Here is an 18,628-nt window from a genome sequence, read left to right on the forward strand (position 1 = left end):
TGTACCTTCTTGTTCTTGAGGTGCTGCACGTGCGGCCTGTGCGCGGTCAATGACCGCCGCCACCGCCACCGGGGGCTTTGAGTTTGTCGGCCAGCCACAGGGGCACGATACAGGCCAGCAGGATGGCGCCGACGAGGAAGAAGCCGTCGTTGTAAGCCATCACATACGCTTCGCGGCGCACGATGCCGTCGATCGCCTGCAAGGCCTGATTGCCGGCCGTGACGGCGTCATAGCCCTTGGCCATGAACGAGGACGTCAACTGGTCGATGCGCAGCTGCGTGGCGCTGGAATACGCGTTGATCGCTTCACCCAGGCGCTGCGAGTGAAAGTGCTCGCGGGTGCTCAGGGCTGTGGCCAGCAGGGCGATGCCGATCGAGCCGCCCAGGTTGCGCGTCATGTTGAACAGGCTCGAAGCGGACGCCATGTCCTTCGGCGCGATGCCCTTCATGGCGAAGTTCGACAGGGTCAGCATGACGAAGGGCTGGCCCAGCGCGCGCACCACCTGCGACCACAGCAACTGGTCGTAGCCGGTGGAAGCGTCCATGTAGGCATTCATCATGCACGAACCGCCGAACAGCAGCAGGCCGAACGAGCACAGGATGCGGTTGTCCACCTTCGACGACAGCTTGGCGACAAACGGCATGATGAACAGCTGCGGCAAGCCCACCCACATGATGACTTCACCGATCTGCATCGGCGAATAGCCGGCGATCTGGCCCAGGAACAGGGGCAGCAAAAAGGCCGAGCCATACAGGCCCATGCCCGTCACGGCCGACAGCACGGTGGCGACGAGAAAATTGCGCTGGCCGTACAGGGCCAGGTTGACGAACGGTTCGGCGCGCGTGGCGCTGGTGACGACCCAGCCCAGGATGCCCGTCAGGGCCAGCGCGGCGAAGGCGATGATGAAGCCCGAGTCGAACCAGTCCTTGGAATTGCCCTCTTCCAGGAAGATGGTCAGGCAGCCCAGGCCCAGGGCCATGAAGAAAATGCCCAGCCAGTCGGCTTTCCAGAACAGCTTCAGTTGCATCGGCTCCTTGTCCAGGCCATAGATCATGCCGGCGATCAGCAGTACGCCCGGCACCCAGTTGATGTAGAAGATCGAAGGCCAGCCATACAGCTCGGAGAGATACCCGCCCAGGGTCGGGCCCATGGCCGGCGCCAGGGTGGCCGTCAGGCCGAAGATGGCCATGCCGACGGCGCGCTTCGACGCCGGCAGCTTGAGCATCACCAGGGTGAACGCCATCGGTATCAGCGCGCCGCCCGTAAACCCTTGCAGCATGCGGAAGACGATCATGCTTTCCAGGTTCCACGCCGCCCCGCACAGGGTGGAGAACAGCAGGAAGAAGGCGGTGGTGCCGATCATGTAGGTACGCAGTCCGAACACGCGCGCCAGCAGCGCGGTGAGGGGAATGACGATAATTTCGGCGACCAGGTAAGCCGTGGAAATCCACGAGCCCTCTTCCTGGGTGGCCGACAGCGAGCCAAGGATATCCTTGAGCGAGGAGTTCGTGATCTGGATGTCGAGCACCGCCATGAAGGCGCCCAGCATGCCGGCGGCGACCGCCAGCCAGGTGCGCCCGGAGACTTTCTCGTCGATCACGGGAAACGCTGGCGGCTTCGCCAGCGTGGTGGAGGAGCTGCTCATGGAAGCTTAGCGGGTGGCGGTCTGGGCGGCAGGAGCGGCGGCGTGGCGCGCATCCTTTTCCGACACGGGCTGGTTCACTTCCACTTCGGCGATCACCGACATGCCCGGCACCAGGCGGCCATTCATGGCCTTGATGTCTTCCGGCTGGAAGACGATTTTCACCGGCACGCGCTGGACGATCTTGGTGAAGTTGCCGGTGGCGTTATCGGCCGGCAGCAGGGCGAACTGCGCGCCCGAGGCGGGAGCGAAGCTGTCCACGGTACCCACCAGTTTCTTGCCCGGCATGGCGTCGATCGTCACGTGCACGCTCTGGCCGCGGTGCAGGTCGGCCAGCTGCGTTTCCTTGAAGTTGGCAGTGACCCAGACGTTGTCCTGCACGATGGCCGTCAATTGCTGGCCAGGCTGCACGCGCATGCCCGTTTCCACGTTGCGCTTGCCGATGCGGCCGGCGACGGGCGCCAGGATGCGGTTGTATTGCAGCTGCTGTTCCGCGTCCTTCAATTGCACGCGCAGCACGGCCACTTGCGCCTTGGCCACGTCGCGCGCGGCCTGGGCGGCGCCGATCTGCGCCTTGGCGGCCGAAGCGCTGTCGCGGCGGGCGGCCAGGTCGGCCACGGCGCTCGAGCGGGCCGCATTGGCTGCGTCGAGTTCCGCTTTCGAGACGGCTTTCATCTGGCTCGTGTACAGCTGGCCATAACGCTCCGCATCCTGTTTCGCGCGCAGCAATTGCGCGTCGGCTTGCGCCACTTGCGCCTGGGCGCCGCTGGCTTGCGCCTGCACCTGGGCGATTTGCGCGTCCGCTTGCAGCACTTGCTGTTCGGCGCTGGCGATCTGCGCGGCGATCTGCTCGGTTTTCACGCGCTGGTCGAACGGGTCGAGTTCGGCGATCACGTCGCCCTCTTTCACGATTTGATTGTCGTCGATGAAGACCTTGGTGACGACGCCGGAAATACGCGCCGAGACGGGATGCACGTGGCCGGCCACATAGGCGTTTTCCGTTTCCACGAAGTAGTGGCTGCGGTACCACATGCGCGCGCCGGCGCCCAGGGCGACCAGGACGATCAGGCCGGCGATGATTTTCACGCGGTTATTCGGTGCTGCGGAGCTGGCGGAAGCGGCAGGCGCGGAAGGTGCGGCCGGGACCGCGGGTGGGACGGCGCTCAGCACCTTGTGCTCTGCTTGGCCTGGCTGGTTGGACATACTCGCTCCGGAAATGAAATGATGTAGGTTCATTATTGGGCAAAGAAAAGCCAAAGTCAAGAAATGAAACGATTGCATTTCATTTTAATTTGCACTACAGTGTGAGCCATCACTTACCTTCCCACTTATAAAGAGACCCAGACCATGCCCGATCCCGGCCTCAGCGATACCTTGCCAACCGATAAAGAATCCGACGAGACCGCCCAGGAGCTTTCCTGCTGCGGCAAGCCAGCCGGCCGCCCGCGCGCGGCCGACATGGAAGCGCGCATGGAAAACCTGCTGCACACGGCCGGTTGCCTGTTTCTGGAAAAGGGGTATGGAAAGGTCAGCCTGGAAATGATCGCCCGCGAAGCCCACGTGGCCGTGCGCACGATTTATGTGAAGTTTGGCGGCAAGTCGGGCTTGTTCAATGCCGTGGTGGAACTGCGCCGCGCCGCCTACTTCTCGACCATGCCGGCGCTGGAGACGGATATGCGGCCCCTGCCCACCATCTTGGGCGAGTTTGGCCTGCTGTTCGTGCAGCTCGTCACCATGCCGGCGGCGATCCGCCTGAATCGCATGGTGGTGGCCGAGGCGGCCACGCACCCGGAACTGGCGGAAACGTTTTACAAGGTGGGGCCGGGACAGACGCGCGAGATGCTGGTCAAGTTTTTCAGCCGGCCCGACATCGCGCCCCTGTTCCGCGCCGAACTGACGCCGTCCATGCTGGCGCTGCACCTGCTCAATTGCCTGCTGGGCGACCAGATGTCGCGCCTGCTGTTTCCGCCGCAGGCGCAACCGGACGTGGCGCAATTGCGCGCCAAGGTGACGGTCAGTCTCGACCTGTTCCTGCGCGGCACCCTGCGCCAGCCGCTGGCGGACTGACGCGGGACGGCTGACCCGCCAGGTCAGCCGGGGCGGCTGCAGTCTTCCATCGCCGCCGCGTCGGCGTGTTCATCGTTCAAGCCCAGCGCGCGCAGGAAAGGCTGGGCCGCCGATGCGCCATCGAGACTGAGTGAAGACTCACTTCCATCGTAGCGCTCGGGGCCATAGCGCATCAGGTCGAACGACGTTTCAAAGCGCTGCGCCAGGAAATACGTGCGGAAGTAATCGAAGGAAAACGCCACCTGGCCATCGGCCCGCAGCAGCAAGCCATGCGCATACAACGGCGCCAGCCAGTCCCCGGCCGCCATGCTCCAGCCCTTCACGCCACAATAGTCGCCGGCAAAGCGTTCCAGCTCCGCCGCGCTGAGGAAGACTGTCTTCGCTTCGAACATCACGAACGCCAGCTCCATCAGGAATTCGCGCGCATCGGCAGCCGCGCCGGCGTCCGTGCGCTGCGGCGCGCCCGCCATGCCCAGCAAGCCATCGAGATAGGCGCGCTCGCCTGCCAGTTGCGGCAGCAAGGTGGCAAACACATACTCGGCATCCACCTGCCCCGTTTCCTGCCCATTCGGCGTGTACAGCACCGACAGGGCGAAGTTCTTGCTCACGTCATCGAACTCGCGCAGGGACACCGTCCACTGCGTGCCTGCCTTGCCATCATCGGCCGCGTCCGTGCCGAACTCGAGTACGGCAAACGCCGCCATCTGGCCATGCGCACCGTACAGACTGCCGGGATTGCTTTTGAACAAGATTCCCAGCGACTTCATCAGCGAACTGGCATCACCCGTATGCTGGTGGCCATGGAACACGGCGTGGATATTCTTGTAGTGCGCGCGCTGCTCGGCACTGGCATGCTCATCGGCGGAGAAAAAGCTGAAGCCGGCATTGCCCAGCGCCGCAGCCGCGACACCCTGCGCGCGGCTGCCCGGCACCAGGTAGAACCGCGCGCCGGGCAAGCTGGCCGCCTGCAGCAAGGGGCGCAGGAAATATTCGTAGACATACACGGGCGTCGTGCCGGCACAGGCGTCGGGCGCCACCAGCTGGCCCGTGAAGAAAATTGCATCGATCCTCTTGCCCGCCGCCAGAATAGCGGCCACATCCTGGTACAAGGCATGCAGCATCACGGCTTGCTCTTGCTCATCGGCCCGGCGCAAACGGACATCGGCAATATGGAGGGCGGTAAATTTTTTCATTGTTGCAAAACTTTCTTGGGGCCTATCCCAGTAGGGAGCGTCTTCTGCTGGCAGTTCATCAGGAGCGCAGACAAGGCGTGAGGAGCACGCGGGGCGAGCCACGCGACGACGGTCACCGCAGTCCCCGCTTCCGAGGGGCGCCAGCAGGGGATGCATTCATCCACCGGGGCAGGCTCTCATCAGTACAGCGGAACTTGACCGAATCCCACGCTGGCAACATTCCTGGAAAAATCACACGCTTCCATTGCAGCAAAAAGAAGAACATGGTGACAGACCTCCATTCTGCCACTTTTTCCATACGGCAATACTCACCAATTTTCACATGGGGCGTATCCGCCACGCCCCATTTGCGGTTTACGCTGCCAGGATCAAGGGATATAAAAAAAACCCGCAATCGCTTGCGGGTTTTTTTAGTGTGACAAGGTGCGGCTACAACATCAGCGCTTGCGCGGCGGCGGCAAGTCCGTGCACACGCCTTCGTACACTTCGGCGGTTTTTTTCAACCTGCAGATCGATTCACGCAGGGTCGGGTGCGGGTGGTAGCCCGCTCCAATAAAAAAACCCGCAATCGCTTGCGGGTTTTTGAGTGTAACAAGGTACGGCTACAGCATCAGCGCTTGCGCGGCGGCGGCAAGTCCGTGCACACGCCTTCGTACACTTCGGCGGCCATGCCGATCGATTCGCCCAGGGTCGGGTGCGGATGGATGGTCTTGCCGATGTCGGTGCCGTCACAGCCCATTTCGATGGCCAGCGCGATCTCGCCGATCATGTCGCCCGCATGCGTGCCGACGATGGTGCCGCCGATGATGCGGTGCGTTTCCGCGTCGAACAGCAGCTTGGTGAAGCCTTCGGCGCGGCCGTTGGCCACGGCGCGGCCGGAAGCTGCCCACGGGAAGTGGCCCTTCTCGACCTTGATGCCCTTGGCTTTCGCTTCGTCTTCCGTGATGCCGGCCCATGCCACTTCCGGATCCGTGTAGGCGACCGACGGGATCACCTTGACGTCGAAGTGCGACTTCTGGCCGGAAGCCGCTTCCGCGGCCACGTGGGCTTCATGCACGGCCTTGTGCGCCAGCATCGGCTGGCCCACCAGGTCGCCGATGGCGAAGATGTTCGGCACGTTGGTGCGCATCTGGCTGTCGACGTTGATGAAACCGCGGTCCGTCACTTGCACGCCAGCCTTGTCGGCTGCCAGCTTCTTGCCGTTCGGGCTGCGGCCCACGGCGACGAGCACCAGGTCGTAGACTTGCGGCGCCGGTGCCGTGGCACCCGCTTCAGCCGCTTCGAACGTGACCTTGATGCCTTCCGGCAACGCCTCGACGGCCACCGTCTTGGTCTTGGTCATGATGTTGTCGAAGCGCTTCTCGTTGAACTTCTGCCACACCTTGACGGCGTCGCGGTCCGCGCCCTGCATCAGGCCATCCATCATTTCGACCACGTCGATGCGCGCGCCGAAGGTGGAATAGACGGTCGCCATTTCCAGGCCGATGATGCCGCCGCCGATGACCAGCATGCGTTTCGGGATCTGGCGCAATTCCAGCGCACCCGTCGAATCGACGATGCGCGGGTCTTCCGGCACGAAGGGCAGCTTCACCACGGACGAACCGGCGGCGATGATGGCTTGCTTGAACTGCACGACTTTTTTCGAGCCGTCGGTAGCCGTCACCTCGATGTGGTTCGCGGAGAGGAACTGACCCACGCCCGTGACGACTTGCGTCTTGCGCGCCTTGGCCATGCCGGCCAGACCGCCCGTCATGTTCGAGATTACGCCTTCCTTGTACTTGCGTACCTGATCGATATCAATGGTCGGCTTGGCAAACGTCACGCCCGTGTTCGACATGTGCGCCGTTTCATCGATGACGGACGCGACGTGCAGCAGCGCCTTCGACGGGATGCAGCCTACGTTCAGGCACACGCCGCCCAGGGTGGCATAGCGCTCGACGATGACCGTCGACATGCCGAGATCGGCCGCGCGGAACGCCGCCGAATAGCCGCCAGGACCGCCGCCCAGCACCATCATGTCGACATCGATGTCGACCTGGCCGCTGTAATTGCCGGCCGGGATGGCGGCAACGGCCGCAGGTGCCGGGGCCGCAGCGGCTGCAGGTGCTGCTACCGGAGCTGGCGCAGCGGCAGGCGCCGGCGCAGCCACGCCTTCCGTGGCTTCCACCACCAGCAGCGCGCTGCCTTCGGCGATCTTGTCGCCGACCTTGACTTTCAATTCCTTGACGACGCCTGCGTGGGTCGATGGAATCTCCATGCTGGCCTTGTCCGATTCGACCGTGATCAGGGACTGGTCCACCTTGATGGTGTCGCCCACCTTGACCATCAGTTCGATGACTTCGACTTCCTTGAAGTCGCCGATATTCGGTACTTTTACCTCTACTGTGCTCATCAATCGCTCCTTACAGCAGAATTTTGCGCATGTCGGCCAGGACTTCGCCGAGGTACACGGAGAATCGCGCGCCCATCGCGCCATCGACCACGCGGTGGTCGTAGGACAGCGAGGTGCCCATCATCAGGCGCGGCTGGAAGGCCTTGCCATCCCATACCGGCTTGATCGAGGCTTTCGACAGGCCCAGGATGGCCACTTCCGGCGCATTGACGATAGGCGTGAAGTGCGTGCCGCCGATGCCGCCCAGCGACGAGATCGTGAAACTGGCGCCCTGCATGTCGGCCGGTTTCAGCTTGCCTTCGCGCGCCTGCAGCGACAGTTCCGTCATTTCGCGGGCGATCTGCGAGACCGACTTCTGGTCCGCGCCCTTGATCACGGGCACCACCAGGCCATTCGGCGTGTCGGCCGCGAAGCCGATGTTGTAGTACTGCTTGAGGATCAGGTTTTCGCCCTTGGCATCGAGCGAAGCGTTAAACGCGGGGAATTTCTTCAGCGCGGCGACGGAGGCCTTGATGACGAAGGCCAGCATGGTCAGCTTGGCCGCATCCTTGTTCTTCGCATTGGCGGCGTTGGTGTCGACGCGGAACGCTTCCAGGTCCGTCACGTCCGCTTCGTCGAACTGCGTGACGTGCGGGATCATGACCCAGTTGCGGTGCAGGTTCGGACCCGAGATTTTCTTGATGCGCGACAGCGGCAGCAATTCGGTCGTGCCGAACTTGCTGAAGTCCAGCGACGGCCAAGGCAGCAGGTCCAGGCCCACGCCCGAACCGGCCTTGGCGACCGGTGCGTTCGCCGCAGCGACGGCGCCCGACATCACGCCCTTGACGAAATTCTGCACGTCTTCCTGGGTGATACGGCCCTTCGGACCGGAACCGCCCACGCGGGCCAGGTCCACGCCCAGTTCGCGCGCAAACTTGCGGATCGAAGGCGACGCGTGCGCCAGCTTGCCGTTGACGGCAGGTGCGGCGACTGGGGCAGCAGCAGGTGCAGCAGCGGCGACCGGCGCCGAAGCGACGGCGGCGGCTGGTGCTGCGGCAGCTTGCGCCGGCGCTGCGGCCGGGGCGGCGCCACCGGTCGTTTCAACGACCAGCACCAGCGAACCCTTGGCCACCTTGTCGCCGACCTTGACTTTCAATTCCTTGACGATACCGGCGTGGCTCGATGGAATTTCCATGCTGGCCTTGTCCGATTCGACCGTCAGCAGCGACTGGTCGACCTTGATGCTGTCGCCCACCTTGACCATCAGTTCGATGACTTCGACTTCCTTGAAGTCGCCGATATCGGGCACGGTCACCTCGACCAGGGCCGGCGCGCCGGAAGCAGCAGGCGCTGGCGCTGGCGCGGCGGCTGGTGCAGCTTCAGCAGCCGGTGCAGGGACGGCAGCGGCAGGCGCTGGCGCCGATACCGGGACCGAGGCGTCGTCCGCCACTTCCAGCAGCAGGACCAGCGAGCCTTCGGCGATCTTGTCGCCCACGTTGACTTTCAATTCCTTGACAACACCGGCGTGGCTCGATGGAATTTCCATGCTGGCCTTGTCCGATTCGACCGTGATCAGGGATTGGTCGACCTTGACCGTATCGCCTGGCTTGACCATCAGTTCAATGATCTCGACTTCCTTGAAATCGCCGATATCCGGGACTTTGACTTCCACAATGCTCATAGCTTGCTCCGTTATTTTATTTGTCAGATGGACCCGCACACACGCCAGGGCGGCACTTTCGCACCGCCCTGGCATCATCGGGTCCGCACAACGATTACTGGGTCACCGGATTCGGTTTGTTCGCGTCGATGCCGTACTTGGCGATCGCCTGCTCCACCACCGACACGTCGATCTTGCCTTCGTCGGCCAGCGATTTGAGCGCAGCCACGGTGACATAATAACGGTTCACTTCGAAGAACTCGCGCAGTTTGGCGCGGCTGTCCGAGCGGCCAAAGCCATCGGTGCCCAGCACTTTATAAGTGCGGCCCTTCGGCATGAAGGCGCGGATCTGTTCTGCAAACGCGCGCATGTAGTCGGTCGTGGCGACGATCGGGCCGTCCGTGTCCTGCATCAGCGACGTCACGTACGGTACGCGCTGCTCTTTCGACGGGTTGACCATGTTCCAGCGTTCCGCATCCTGGCCATCGCGGGCCACCAGGGTCAGCGACGGCGCCGACCACACGTCCGCAGCCACGCCCCAGTCGTTGGCAAGCAATTCGGCGGCGAAGATCGATTCGCGCAGGATGGTGCCGCAGCCGATCAGCTGTACGCGCAGCTTGGCGTCGGCCGGACCTTCCTGCAGCTTGTACATGCCTTTCAGGATGCCTTCTTCCTGGCCTGGCTTGATGCCTGGCTGGGCGTAGTTCTCGTTCATGATCGTGATGTAGTAGAACACATCTTCCTGGTTGGCGATCATGCGGCGCAGGCCATCCTGGATGATGACGGCGACTTCATGGCTGAAGGTCGGATCGTACGGCATGCAGGTCGGGATGGTCGCGGCGAAGATATGGCTGTGGCCATCTTCGTGCTGCAAGCCTTCGCCGTTCAGGGTCGTACGGCCGGCCGTGCCGCCCATCAGGAAGCCACGGGCGCGCATGTCGGCCGAAGCCCATACCTGGTCGCCGATGCGCTGGAAGCCGAACATCGAGTAGAAGGTGTAGAACGGGATCATGATGCGGTCGTTGGTCGAATACGACGTCGCCGCGGCGATCCACGAGCTCATGCCGCCCGCTTCGTTGATGCCCTCTTGCAGGATCTGGCCAGCCTTGTCTTCGCGGTAGTACATGACCTGGTCTTTGTCGACCGGCTCGTACAACTGGCCTTTCGGGTTGTAGATGCCGATCTGGCGGAACAGGCCTTCCATGCCGAAGGTACGCGATTCATCGACCAGGATAGGCACGACGCGCTGGCCCAGGTTCGGGTCTTTCAGCAAGGTCGAAATGACGCGCACGAACGCTTGCGTGGTCGAGATTTCACGGCCTTCCGGCGTGGCTTCGAGCACGTTCTTGAACGCGTCCAGGCCAGGCACGGGCAGGGTTTCTTCCGACTTCTGGCGGCGCTGCGGCAGGTAACCACCCAGGGCCTTGCGGCGCTCGTGCAGGTAGACCATTTCCGGCGCATCGTCGGCAGGCTTGAAGAACGGGATGTCGGCCAGCTTGTCGTCAGGGATCGGCAGCGAGAAGCGGTCGCGCATTTCGCGGATGGCTTCGTCGTCCAGTTTTTTCGTCTGGTGCGCCGTGTTGCGCGCTTCGCCGGACTTGCCCATGCCGTAGCCCTTGATGGTTTTCACCAGCAGGACGGTCGGCTGGCCCTTGTGTTCCTGGGCGATCTTGAAGGCCGCGTAAATCTTGTGCGGATCGTGGCCGCCACGGGTCAGACGCCAGATGTCGTCGTCCGTCATGTTGGCAACCATTTCCAGCAGCTTCGGATGCTTGCCGAAGAAGTGCTTGCGCACGTAGGCGCCGTCTTTGGCCTTGTAGTTCTGGTATTCGCCGTCGACGGTTTCCATCATCACGCGCTGCAGGATGCCTTCCTTGTCCTGTGCCAGCAGGGCGTCCCAGCCCGGGCCCCAGATGACCTTGACGACGTTCCAGCCGGCGCCGCGGAATTCGCCTTCCAGTTCCTGGATGATCTTGGTGTTGCCGCGCACAGGGCCGTCCAGGCGCTGCAGGTTGCAGTTGACCACGATGACCAGGTTGTCGAGCATGTCGCGTGCGGCCAGGCCGATCGCGCCCAAGGACTCCGGCTCGTCCATCTCGCCATCGCCGCAGAAGGCCCAGATCTTGCGGTTGTCGGTTTTCGCGATGCCGCGTGCGTGCAGGTACTTCAGGAAGCGCGCCTGGTAGATCGCCATGTGCGGGCCCAGGCCCATCGACACGGTCGGGAACTGCCAGAAGTCAGGCATCAGCTTCGGATGCGGGTACGAGGACAGGCCCTTGCCGTCGACTTCCTTGCGGAAGTTCAGCATTTGTTCTTCCGTCAGGCGGCCTTCGAGGAAGGCGCGCGCGTAGACGCCGGGCGAGGAGTGGCCCTGGATGTACAGCAGGTCGCCGCCGTGGTCGGCCGTTGGTGCGTGCCAGAAGTGGTTGAAACCGATGCCCAGCATGTTCGCCAGCGAAGCGAACGAGGACAAGTGGCCGCCCAGGTCGCCGTCGGCACGGTTGGCCTTGACGACCATGGCCATGGCGTTCCAGCGCATCCACGAGCGCAGGCGCTCTTCGTATTCCAGGTTGCCGGGACAGTGTGCTTCTTGCTTGGTGGGGATGGTATTGACGTAGGCGGTGGTGCTGGAGAACGGGATCTGGGCGCCGCGGCGGCGAGCCAGGTCAACCATGCGCTCCATCAGGTAATGCGCGCGTTCCGGACCTTCATTTTCCAGCACGGCTTCGAGCGCGTCCAGCCACTCCTTGGTTTCCTGCATATCCGGGTCGGTGCCGATCTGTGTCGTTACCTGGTTCAGTTGAGCTGACATCTGTTGAGTCTCCTTTGTGAACGCCCCACCCCGATTTTCCGGATCGCTGTCGGACGGTATTTCGCTGATTATTTACTATTAAGTCGGTTTAGTGTGGGGATTCTAACAGCGTATTTACTATTTTTCAAATTACGATATAGCATTTCGCATTGTGAAATCACCCTATGAAATTTATGCTGCACTGCCGCAAATTCTGCCCGGAAATTAGGGTGATCAGAGTAGCAAATAGCGCCGAAACCGGAAAACTTGCATGCCCTGGCCGGCCCTGCTCTACGAGCACACCAGCAAACCGAATTAAAACCCCCGTCGCCAGCACAGGCATACCGGGCCAAGCGGGCCTGAAAAATGTCGAGGGCAAGGCGCGGCGACGCAGACAGTACGCCAGTACGGCAAGGAGCTGCAACGCCGCCATCGGCATTTTCTCAGGCTCGCGTCCGTGGCCCGCTTTTATGCCGGGCCAGGCGGGCCTGAAAAATGTCGAGGGCAAGGCGCGGCGACGCAGACAGTACGCCAGTACGGCAAGGAGTTGCAACGCCGCCATCGGCATTTTCTCAGGCTCGCGTCTGTGGCCCGCTTTTTAACGTCACGGCATTGGCGCCAAAACCGCCCCTTTGCGCCGCCCGGCTTTATAATCTGTCTTTTCCCCCCTACCAGCTCTCAGCCTCCCTACCATGCCAGCACAACTGATCGACGGAATCGCCCTCTCCAAAAAACTGCGCAGCGAGATCGCCACGCGCGCCGCCGCCCTCACGGCCAAGGGCACCCAGCCCGGCCTGGCCGTGATTCTCGTCGGCGAAGACCCGGCCAGCCAGGTGTATGTCCGCAACAAGGTCAAGGCGTGCGGCGACGTGGGTTTCCACTCGGTGCTGGAAAAATATGAAGCGGACCTGTCCGAAGCGGACTTGCTGGCACGCATCGCCAGCCTGAATGCCGACCCGGCCATCCACGGCATCCTCGTGCAAATGCCCTTGCCCAAGCACATCAACCCGCACAAGGTCATCGAAGCGATCGCCACGACGAAAGACGTGGACGGCTATTCCGTCCTGAGCGCCGGCGAACTGATGACGGGCTTGCCCGGCTTCCGCCCGTGCACGCCGTATGGCTGCATGAAACTGATCGAAAGCACGGGCGTGGACTTGCGTGGCAAGCACGCCGTCGTCATCGGCCGCAGCAACACCGTCGGCAAGCCGATGGCCCTGCTGCTCTTGCAAGCGAACGCTACCGTCACCATCTGCCATAGCGCGACCCCGGACCTGGGCCTGTACACGCGCCAGGCGGACGTGGTCGTGGCCGCCGTCGGCCGCCGCAACACCCTGACGGCCGACATGGTCAAGCCGGGCGCCATCGTCATCGACGTGGGCATGAACCGCGACGACGACGGCAAGCTGTGCGGCGACGTGGATTTTGCCGGCATCAAGGAAGTGGCGTCGCACATCACCCCGGTACCGGGCGGCGTGGGTCCGATGACGATCACCATGTTGCTGATGAACACGGTCGAAGCCGCCGAGCGCATTTAAGAGGAGCACCTGAGACAATGCTCATGGCGGCGTTGCCTGGCCTTGAACATTTTTCAGGCGCTCCATATATGAAGACAGAATGGACGAACCGACGATGAACACCAATCCCCTGCTTGATTTTTCCGGCCTGCCACGCTTCGACGCAATCACGCACGAGCATGTCACACCTGCCATCGATACCCTGCTGGCCCAGGCGCGCGCCACGGTGGCGCAGCTGGAAGCGCCCATGGAAGAAGTGAGCTGGGAAAACTTCGTCGCGCCCCAGGACCAGATCGCCGAAACCCTGGGCCGCGCCTGGAGCATCGTCAACCACTTGAACAGCGTGGTCGATACGCCCGAGCTGCGCGCCGCCTACAATGCGAACCAGCCCAAGGTGACGGAATTCTGGACAGAACTGGGCCAGAACGAAATCCTCTTCGGCAAATACAAGCAATTGCAGGCCCGCGCCGATTTCGCCAGCCTGTCACCCGCGCGCCGGCGCATCGTCGACAATGCCGTGCGCGACTTCCGCCTGGGCGGCGCCGAGTTGCCCGAAGACAAGAAAGAGCGCTTTGGCGCCATCCAGGAAGAACATGCGGCCGTCTCGACGCGCTTTTCCGAAAACGTGCTCGACGCCACCAATGACTACAAGTTGCTGGTCGAGAACGAAGCTGACCTGGCCGGCTTGCCCGACGACGTGAAGGCCGCCGCGCGCGCCGCCGCCGACAAGGCAGGCAAGCAAGGCTACGAATTCTCGCTGCACTTCCCTTCTTATTACCCTATCCTGCAATTTGCCGACAACCGCGCGCTGCGCGAAACCATCTACCGCGCCAATGCCACCAAGGCATCGGACCAGGGCGACGTCTTCAGCAAGAAAGCGGACTGGGACAATACGCACAACATCGTCACCCTGTTGCAATTGCGCGAAGAAGAGGCAAAACTGCTCGGCTACGCCAATTTCGCCGAAGTGTCGCTGGTCTCCAAAATGGCCACTTCGCCCGCGCAAGTCATCGCTTTCCTGGAAGACCTGGCCAAACGCGCGCGCCCGTTCGCCGAGAAAGACTTGTTAGAACTGAAACAATTCGCGAAGGAAGAACTGGGTATTGCCGAACTGCAAGCATGGGACGTACCGTACGCTTCCGAAAAGCTGCAGGAACGCCGCTACGCGTTCTCGGCTCAGGAAGTCAAACAGTATTTCCCTGAACACAAGGTGATCGACGGCCTGTTCCGCCAGATCCAGAACCTGTTCGCCGTCGAGATCAAGCTCGATACGGCGCCCGTCTGGCACAAGGATGTGCGTTTTTACCGCATCGAGCGCGACGGCAAGCTGATCGGCCAGTTCTACCTGGACCTGTATGCGCGCGCGGGCAAGAGCGGCGGCGCCTGGATGGACGACGCGCGCGGACGACGCGCCGACGCCCAGCACGTGCAAACGCCGATCGCTTATCTCACCTGCAACTTCACGGAACCGGCCGTGGTCGACGGCAAGGTACAGCCAGCCCTGTTCACGCACGATGAAGTCATCACCCTGTTCCACGAATTCGGCCACGGCCTGCACCACATGCTGACGGTGGTCGACGAGCTGGGCGTGTCGGGCATTGCCGGCGTCGAATGGGATGCCGTGGAACTGCCGTCGCAATTCATGGAAAATTTCTGCTGGGAATGGGAAGTGCTCGAGCACATGACGGCGCATGCCGTCACGGGCGCGCCGCTGCCGCGCGCGCTGTACGACAAGATGCTGGCGGCCAAGAATTTCCAGTCCGGCCTGCAAACCCTGCGCCAGGTGGAATTCTCCTTGCTCGACATGCATTTGCACTATGACTACGATGCCAGCACGGGTCAGAGCGTGCAGCAGCTGATCGACGGCGTGCGCGCCAAGTTTTCGCTGCTGATTCCGCCGCCGTTCAACCGCTTCCAGAATTCCTTTGGGCACATCTTCGCCGGCGGCTACGCGGCTGGCTACTACAGCTACAAGTGGGCCGAGGTGCTGTCCGCCGACGCGTATGCGGCGTTCGAGGAAGCCAAGGTGCTGGGCCCAGCGGCCACCACGGCGGCAGGCAAGCGTTACCTGCAGGAAATTCTGTCCGTCGGCGGCTCGCGCCCCGCGCTGGAATCGTTCACGGCCTTCCGCGGCCGCGAACCATCGATCGACGCCCTGCTGCGCCACAGCGGCATGGCCGCTTGATCGCCATGAGCCGCGTCGATTTTCACAGCAACGTGCCGGACAAGCTGGCCTACGTCTGCCGCCTGGCGCGCAAGGCGTATATGGCCGGCAACAAGGTCGTCGTCCTGACGCAAGATGGCGCCCAGCTCGACGCCTTGAACAGCGCCATGTGGACCATTTCCGCCACGGATTTCCTGCCCCACGTGCTGGCCGGCGATCCGCTGGCGGCGCAGACGCCCATCATCCTGACCGATGATGCAGCGGCGGACTTGCCGCACCACGACATCCTCGTCAACCTGTCGCAGTTGCCGCCCGCTAATTACGCGCAATTCCAGCGCGTCTTCGAGATCGTCTCCATGGATGAGCAAGATGCGCAGGCGGGCCGCCAACGCTTCCTGCACTACCGCCAGCAAAACGTGCAACCGACCCACTTCGTGGCAGGCAAGTCATGAGTGATCAACCATTTGACCAGGGCATCCCCCTGCTGACGGAAGTACTGCTGGGGCCGGAAGTAGCGAAACCTGTCGCTCCAGTTGCGGCTGCGCCTGCCGTCGAGGAAGCGCCGGTGTTGCCACCGAGCATAGTGCAACCCGACTGGGACGCCATCGAACAGCGCCTGACGCAGCGCATCCTGCACCAGGTGCAAGGCAAGATCGACCACCTGCTGGAAGAGCGCATCGCCCACGTCCTGCAGACGGCCCTGCAAAACGCCCTGATCGGCATGCGCGGCGCCCTGCGCGAAGACTTGCAGCAATCGCTGGAACAGATCGTCGCCCATGCCGTCAGCCATGAATTAGGTCACCTGCACCCTCCCGCACAGCCCTGAGCAATCGGGTTACGCGCTACGCGCTGACCCGACCTATCCTATTCTTCCCTCCAACGCCATTCTTTGGTGCGCTCGCGCCTGCGAAATCGGTGCATCGCGCCTCACTTTGGTGATTGTTGCGACAAAATGCAAAAAGCCCCAAAAGCGGCTTTGCGCCGCCTGTTTTTTGTTGTACCTTCTTCAAATGCACCGCCCCTCGAAGCGGTTTTCACGAGACGCCGCCGTATCTTTATCCATTGGAGAATGTTTATGCTGCTCAAGACCAAAGTCCTTCCTCTCGCCCTCGCCCTCGCCTTTGCCGGCCATGCGGGCGCGCAGGAAATCATCAAGATCGGCCACGTCGCCCCGGTCTCTGGCGCCAGCTCCCACCTGGGCAAGGATAACGAGAACGCGGCCAAGATGGCCATCGAGGATTTGAACGCCAAAGGCTTCAAGATCGACGGCAAAGCCGTGAAATTCGTGCTGGTGCCCGAAGATGACGCCGCCGATCCCAAACAGGGCACGGCCGTGGCGCAAAAGCTGGTCGACGCCAAGGTCAACGGCGTCGTCGGCCACCTGAATTCGGGCACGACGATTCCCGCCTCGCGCATTTACTTCAATGCGGGCATTCCGCAGATTTCGCCTGCCGCCACCAACCCGACATATACCCAGCAAAAATTCAACACGGCCTTCCGCGTCGTCGCCAATGACAACAAGCTGGGCGGCACCCTGGGCGCGTATGCCGTGGGCAAGCTACAAGCGAAGAAAATCGCCGTCATCGATGACCGCACGGCCTACGGCCAGGGCGTGGCGGAACAGTTCGTCAAAGGCGCCAAGAAGGCGGCGCCAGGCGTGCAAATCGTCGGCAAGGAATTTACCAATGCCAACGCGACCGATTTCAATGCCATTTTGACCAGCATCAAGTCGAAAAATCCCGACCTGATCTTCTTTGGCGGCATGGATTCCGTGGGCGGCCCCATGCTGCGCCAGATGAAGGCGCTGGGCATCAAGGCGAAGTTCATGGGCGGCGACGGCCTGTGCACGGAACCGCTGGGCAAGCTGGCGGGCGACGCCGTGGGCGAAGACATGGTCACCTGCGCGGAAGCGGGCGGCGTGACGGGCGCGCAGCAAAAAGGCATGGACGACTTCCGCGCCCGCTACAAGCAAAAGTACAATATGGAAGTGCAGCTGTACGCGCCGTACGTGTACGATGCCGTGATGACCATGGCCACCGCCATGGCCGACGCCAAGTCGTCGAAACCGTCCGTCTACCTGCCATTCCTGGCCAAGGTGCACTACCAGGGCGTGACGGGGCCGATCTCGTTCGATGCCAACGGCGACATCAAGGATGGCGCGCTGACCTTGTTTACATATCGAGATGGCAAGAAGACCAAGATGGAAGTGGTCAAATAATAGAACCTACTGCGCGGCGCGATTTGCGGCCTGCGATGCTCACTGTGCATTCGCACAGCTCCGCTTCTCAGCCACAACTCACATCCGCTCGCTACGGTTCTTGCTGTCCGGCCACATAAGCCAGTAATCCTTCGGCCAGCGCGTCGAAGGTGGCGCGGCAGCGCAGGCTGCCGCGCAAGTCTTCATGCATGGTGACCCACGTTTCCATGGGCAGCGCAAACGCCTGCGGCAACACGCGCCGCAGGGCCGGATCGCGCGCCGCCAGCCCCGCCTGGCACACGCCGATGCCCGCGCCCGCGCGGATCAGGGCCAGTTGCGCCAGGTCGCTGTCGCTGCGCCAGGCAAAGTTTTCCCGCGAAAATCCCTGGAAGGCGGCGCCCGCGTTGCGTACGAAGGGGCTCGCTTCGTCGTAGCCGATGACGGCATGGCGCGCCAGATCGGCCAGTGCCAGCGGCATGCCGTGCCGCGCCAGGTAATCCGCATGCGCGTGCAGGCCCAGTTCGATATCGCCCACCTTGCGCGCCACCAGCTGCTCCTGGCGTGGACGCAGCATGCGCACGGCGATGTCCGCTTCCCGGCGCAGCAAATCCTGCACCTTGTTGCTCAATACCAATTCAATGATCAAGCCCGGATGGCGCGCGCGCAGGCGGGCCAGGATAGTCGGCAGCACTTCCACGCCCACCACTTCGCTGGCCGCGATGCGCACGACGCCGGCCACGCCCTGCCCCTGGCTGCTGGCGGCGCGCTCCATCAGGGCGGCCGTGTGCTCCATGGTTTCCGCATGGGGCCGCAACGCCAGCGCCACTTCCGTAGGAAGCAAGCCCAGCTGGGAGCGCGTAAACAGGGTCGCGCCCAGCGCCTGTTCCAGCGCGGCGATATGCCGGCCGACGGTGGGTTGCGTGATGCCCAGCGCGCGGGCCGCGCCGGACAGGGAGCCGTGCTTCAGCACGGCCAGCAGCGAACGATAGTATTCCCAGGCAATCGAATTGGTCATACATAAATGTA

Annotated in this window: 13 protein-coding genes; 6 read left to right on the plus strand and 7 right to left on the minus strand. The window is 62.6% G+C overall.

Features of this window, described 5'->3' with window-relative positions:
• Window positions 1–46: 46 nt before the first annotated feature.
• Together OX460_RS11675 and OX460_RS11680 are read right to left on the minus strand one after the other, a co-directional pair.
• The gene (locus tag OX460_RS11675) at window positions 47–1,645 is read right to left on the minus strand and encodes a DHA2 family efflux MFS transporter permease subunit (protein WP_077408028.1); all 1,599 of its coding nucleotides are present in this window, start codon (window positions 1,643–1,645) and stop codon (window positions 47–49) included.
• Window positions 1,646–1,651: 6 nt separating this feature from the next.
• Entirely contained in the window at window positions 1,652–2,845 is a 1,194-nt protein-coding gene (locus tag OX460_RS11680; RefSeq protein WP_289898704.1) for an HlyD family secretion protein, read from the minus strand.
• Window positions 2,846–2,989: 144 nt separating this feature from the next.
• Here OX460_RS11680 and OX460_RS11685 point away from each other — a divergent pair, with 144 nt between their 5' ends.
• Entirely contained in the window at window positions 2,990–3,709 is a 720-nt protein-coding gene (locus tag OX460_RS11685; RefSeq protein WP_289898705.1) for a TetR/AcrR family transcriptional regulator, read from the plus strand.
• Between the two features lie 23 nt (window positions 3,710–3,732).
• Here the strand turns inward: OX460_RS11685 and OX460_RS11690 are convergent, their stop codons facing one another.
• The 4 genes from OX460_RS11690 to aceE all read right to left on the minus strand — a co-directional run bounded on the left by OX460_RS11690 (window position 3,733) and on the right by aceE (window position 11,745).
• A complete protein-coding gene (locus tag OX460_RS11690) occupies window positions 3,733–4,902 on the minus strand; it encodes a hypothetical protein (protein WP_289898706.1) in 1,170 nt (389 codons plus the stop codon).
• Between the two features lie 610 nt (window positions 4,903–5,512).
• A complete protein-coding gene (gene lpdA / locus OX460_RS11695) occupies window positions 5,513–7,294 on the minus strand; it encodes a dihydrolipoyl dehydrogenase (protein ID WP_289898707.1) in 1,782 nt (593 codons plus the stop codon).
• A gap of 10 nt (window positions 7,295–7,304) precedes the next feature.
• Entirely contained in the window at window positions 7,305–8,954 is a 1,650-nt protein-coding gene (gene aceF / locus OX460_RS11700) for a dihydrolipoyllysine-residue acetyltransferase (protein ID WP_289898708.1), read from the minus strand.
• A 94-nt stretch (window positions 8,955–9,048) separates the two neighbouring features.
• Window positions 9,049–11,745 carry a pyruvate dehydrogenase (acetyl-transferring), homodimeric type gene (aceE, locus tag OX460_RS11705; protein ID WP_251350656.1) on the minus strand — a complete coding sequence of 899 codons (2,697 nt, stop codon included), beginning with the start codon at window positions 11,743–11,745 and terminating at the stop codon, window positions 9,049–9,051.
• A 671-nt stretch (window positions 11,746–12,416) separates the two neighbouring features.
• Between aceE and folD the strand changes: the two genes are divergently transcribed.
• The 5 genes from folD to OX460_RS11730 all read left to right on the plus strand — a co-directional run bounded on the left by folD (window position 12,417) and on the right by OX460_RS11730 (window position 17,623).
• Complete coding sequence (gene folD, locus OX460_RS11710) at window positions 12,417–13,262, plus strand: bifunctional methylenetetrahydrofolate dehydrogenase/methenyltetrahydrofolate cyclohydrolase FolD (protein ID WP_289898709.1); 846 nt, start codon at window positions 12,417–12,419, stop codon at window positions 13,260–13,262.
• Between the two features lie 94 nt (window positions 13,263–13,356).
• Window positions 13,357–15,426: a M3 family metallopeptidase gene (locus OX460_RS11715; protein ID WP_289898893.1), complete on the plus strand. Its 2,070-nt coding sequence runs from the start codon at window positions 13,357–13,359 to the stop codon at window positions 15,424–15,426.
• A gap of 5 nt (window positions 15,427–15,431) precedes the next feature.
• Complete coding sequence (locus OX460_RS11720) at window positions 15,432–15,857, plus strand: DNA polymerase III subunit chi (protein ID WP_289898710.1); 426 nt, start codon at window positions 15,432–15,434, stop codon at window positions 15,855–15,857.
• On the plus strand, window positions 15,854–16,231 hold the full coding sequence (locus tag OX460_RS11725; RefSeq protein ID WP_289898711.1) for a hypothetical protein: 378 nt from the start codon (window positions 15,854–15,856) through the stop codon (window positions 16,229–16,231). Before OX460_RS11720 ends, OX460_RS11725 begins: the two co-directional genes overlap by 4 nt.
• Before the next feature lie 249 nt (window positions 16,232–16,480).
• Window positions 16,481–17,623, plus strand: coding sequence for a branched-chain amino acid ABC transporter substrate-binding protein (locus tag OX460_RS11730; RefSeq protein WP_070301412.1), 1,143 nt, complete (start codon window positions 16,481–16,483; stop codon window positions 17,621–17,623).
• 91 nt (window positions 17,624–17,714) lie between these two features.
• Here OX460_RS11730 and OX460_RS11735 read toward each other — a convergent pair whose 3' ends face one another.
• The gene (locus tag OX460_RS11735) at window positions 17,715–18,617 is read right to left on the minus strand and encodes a LysR family transcriptional regulator (RefSeq protein ID WP_251350652.1); all 903 of its coding nucleotides are present in this window, start codon (window positions 18,615–18,617) and stop codon (window positions 17,715–17,717) included.
• Window positions 18,618–18,628 lie beyond the last annotated feature (11 nt).

Source organism: Janthinobacterium sp. SUN033, from assembly GCF_030397595.1.
Lineage (GTDB): Bacteria > Pseudomonadota > Gammaproteobacteria > Burkholderiales > Burkholderiaceae_D > Janthinobacterium > Janthinobacterium kumbetense.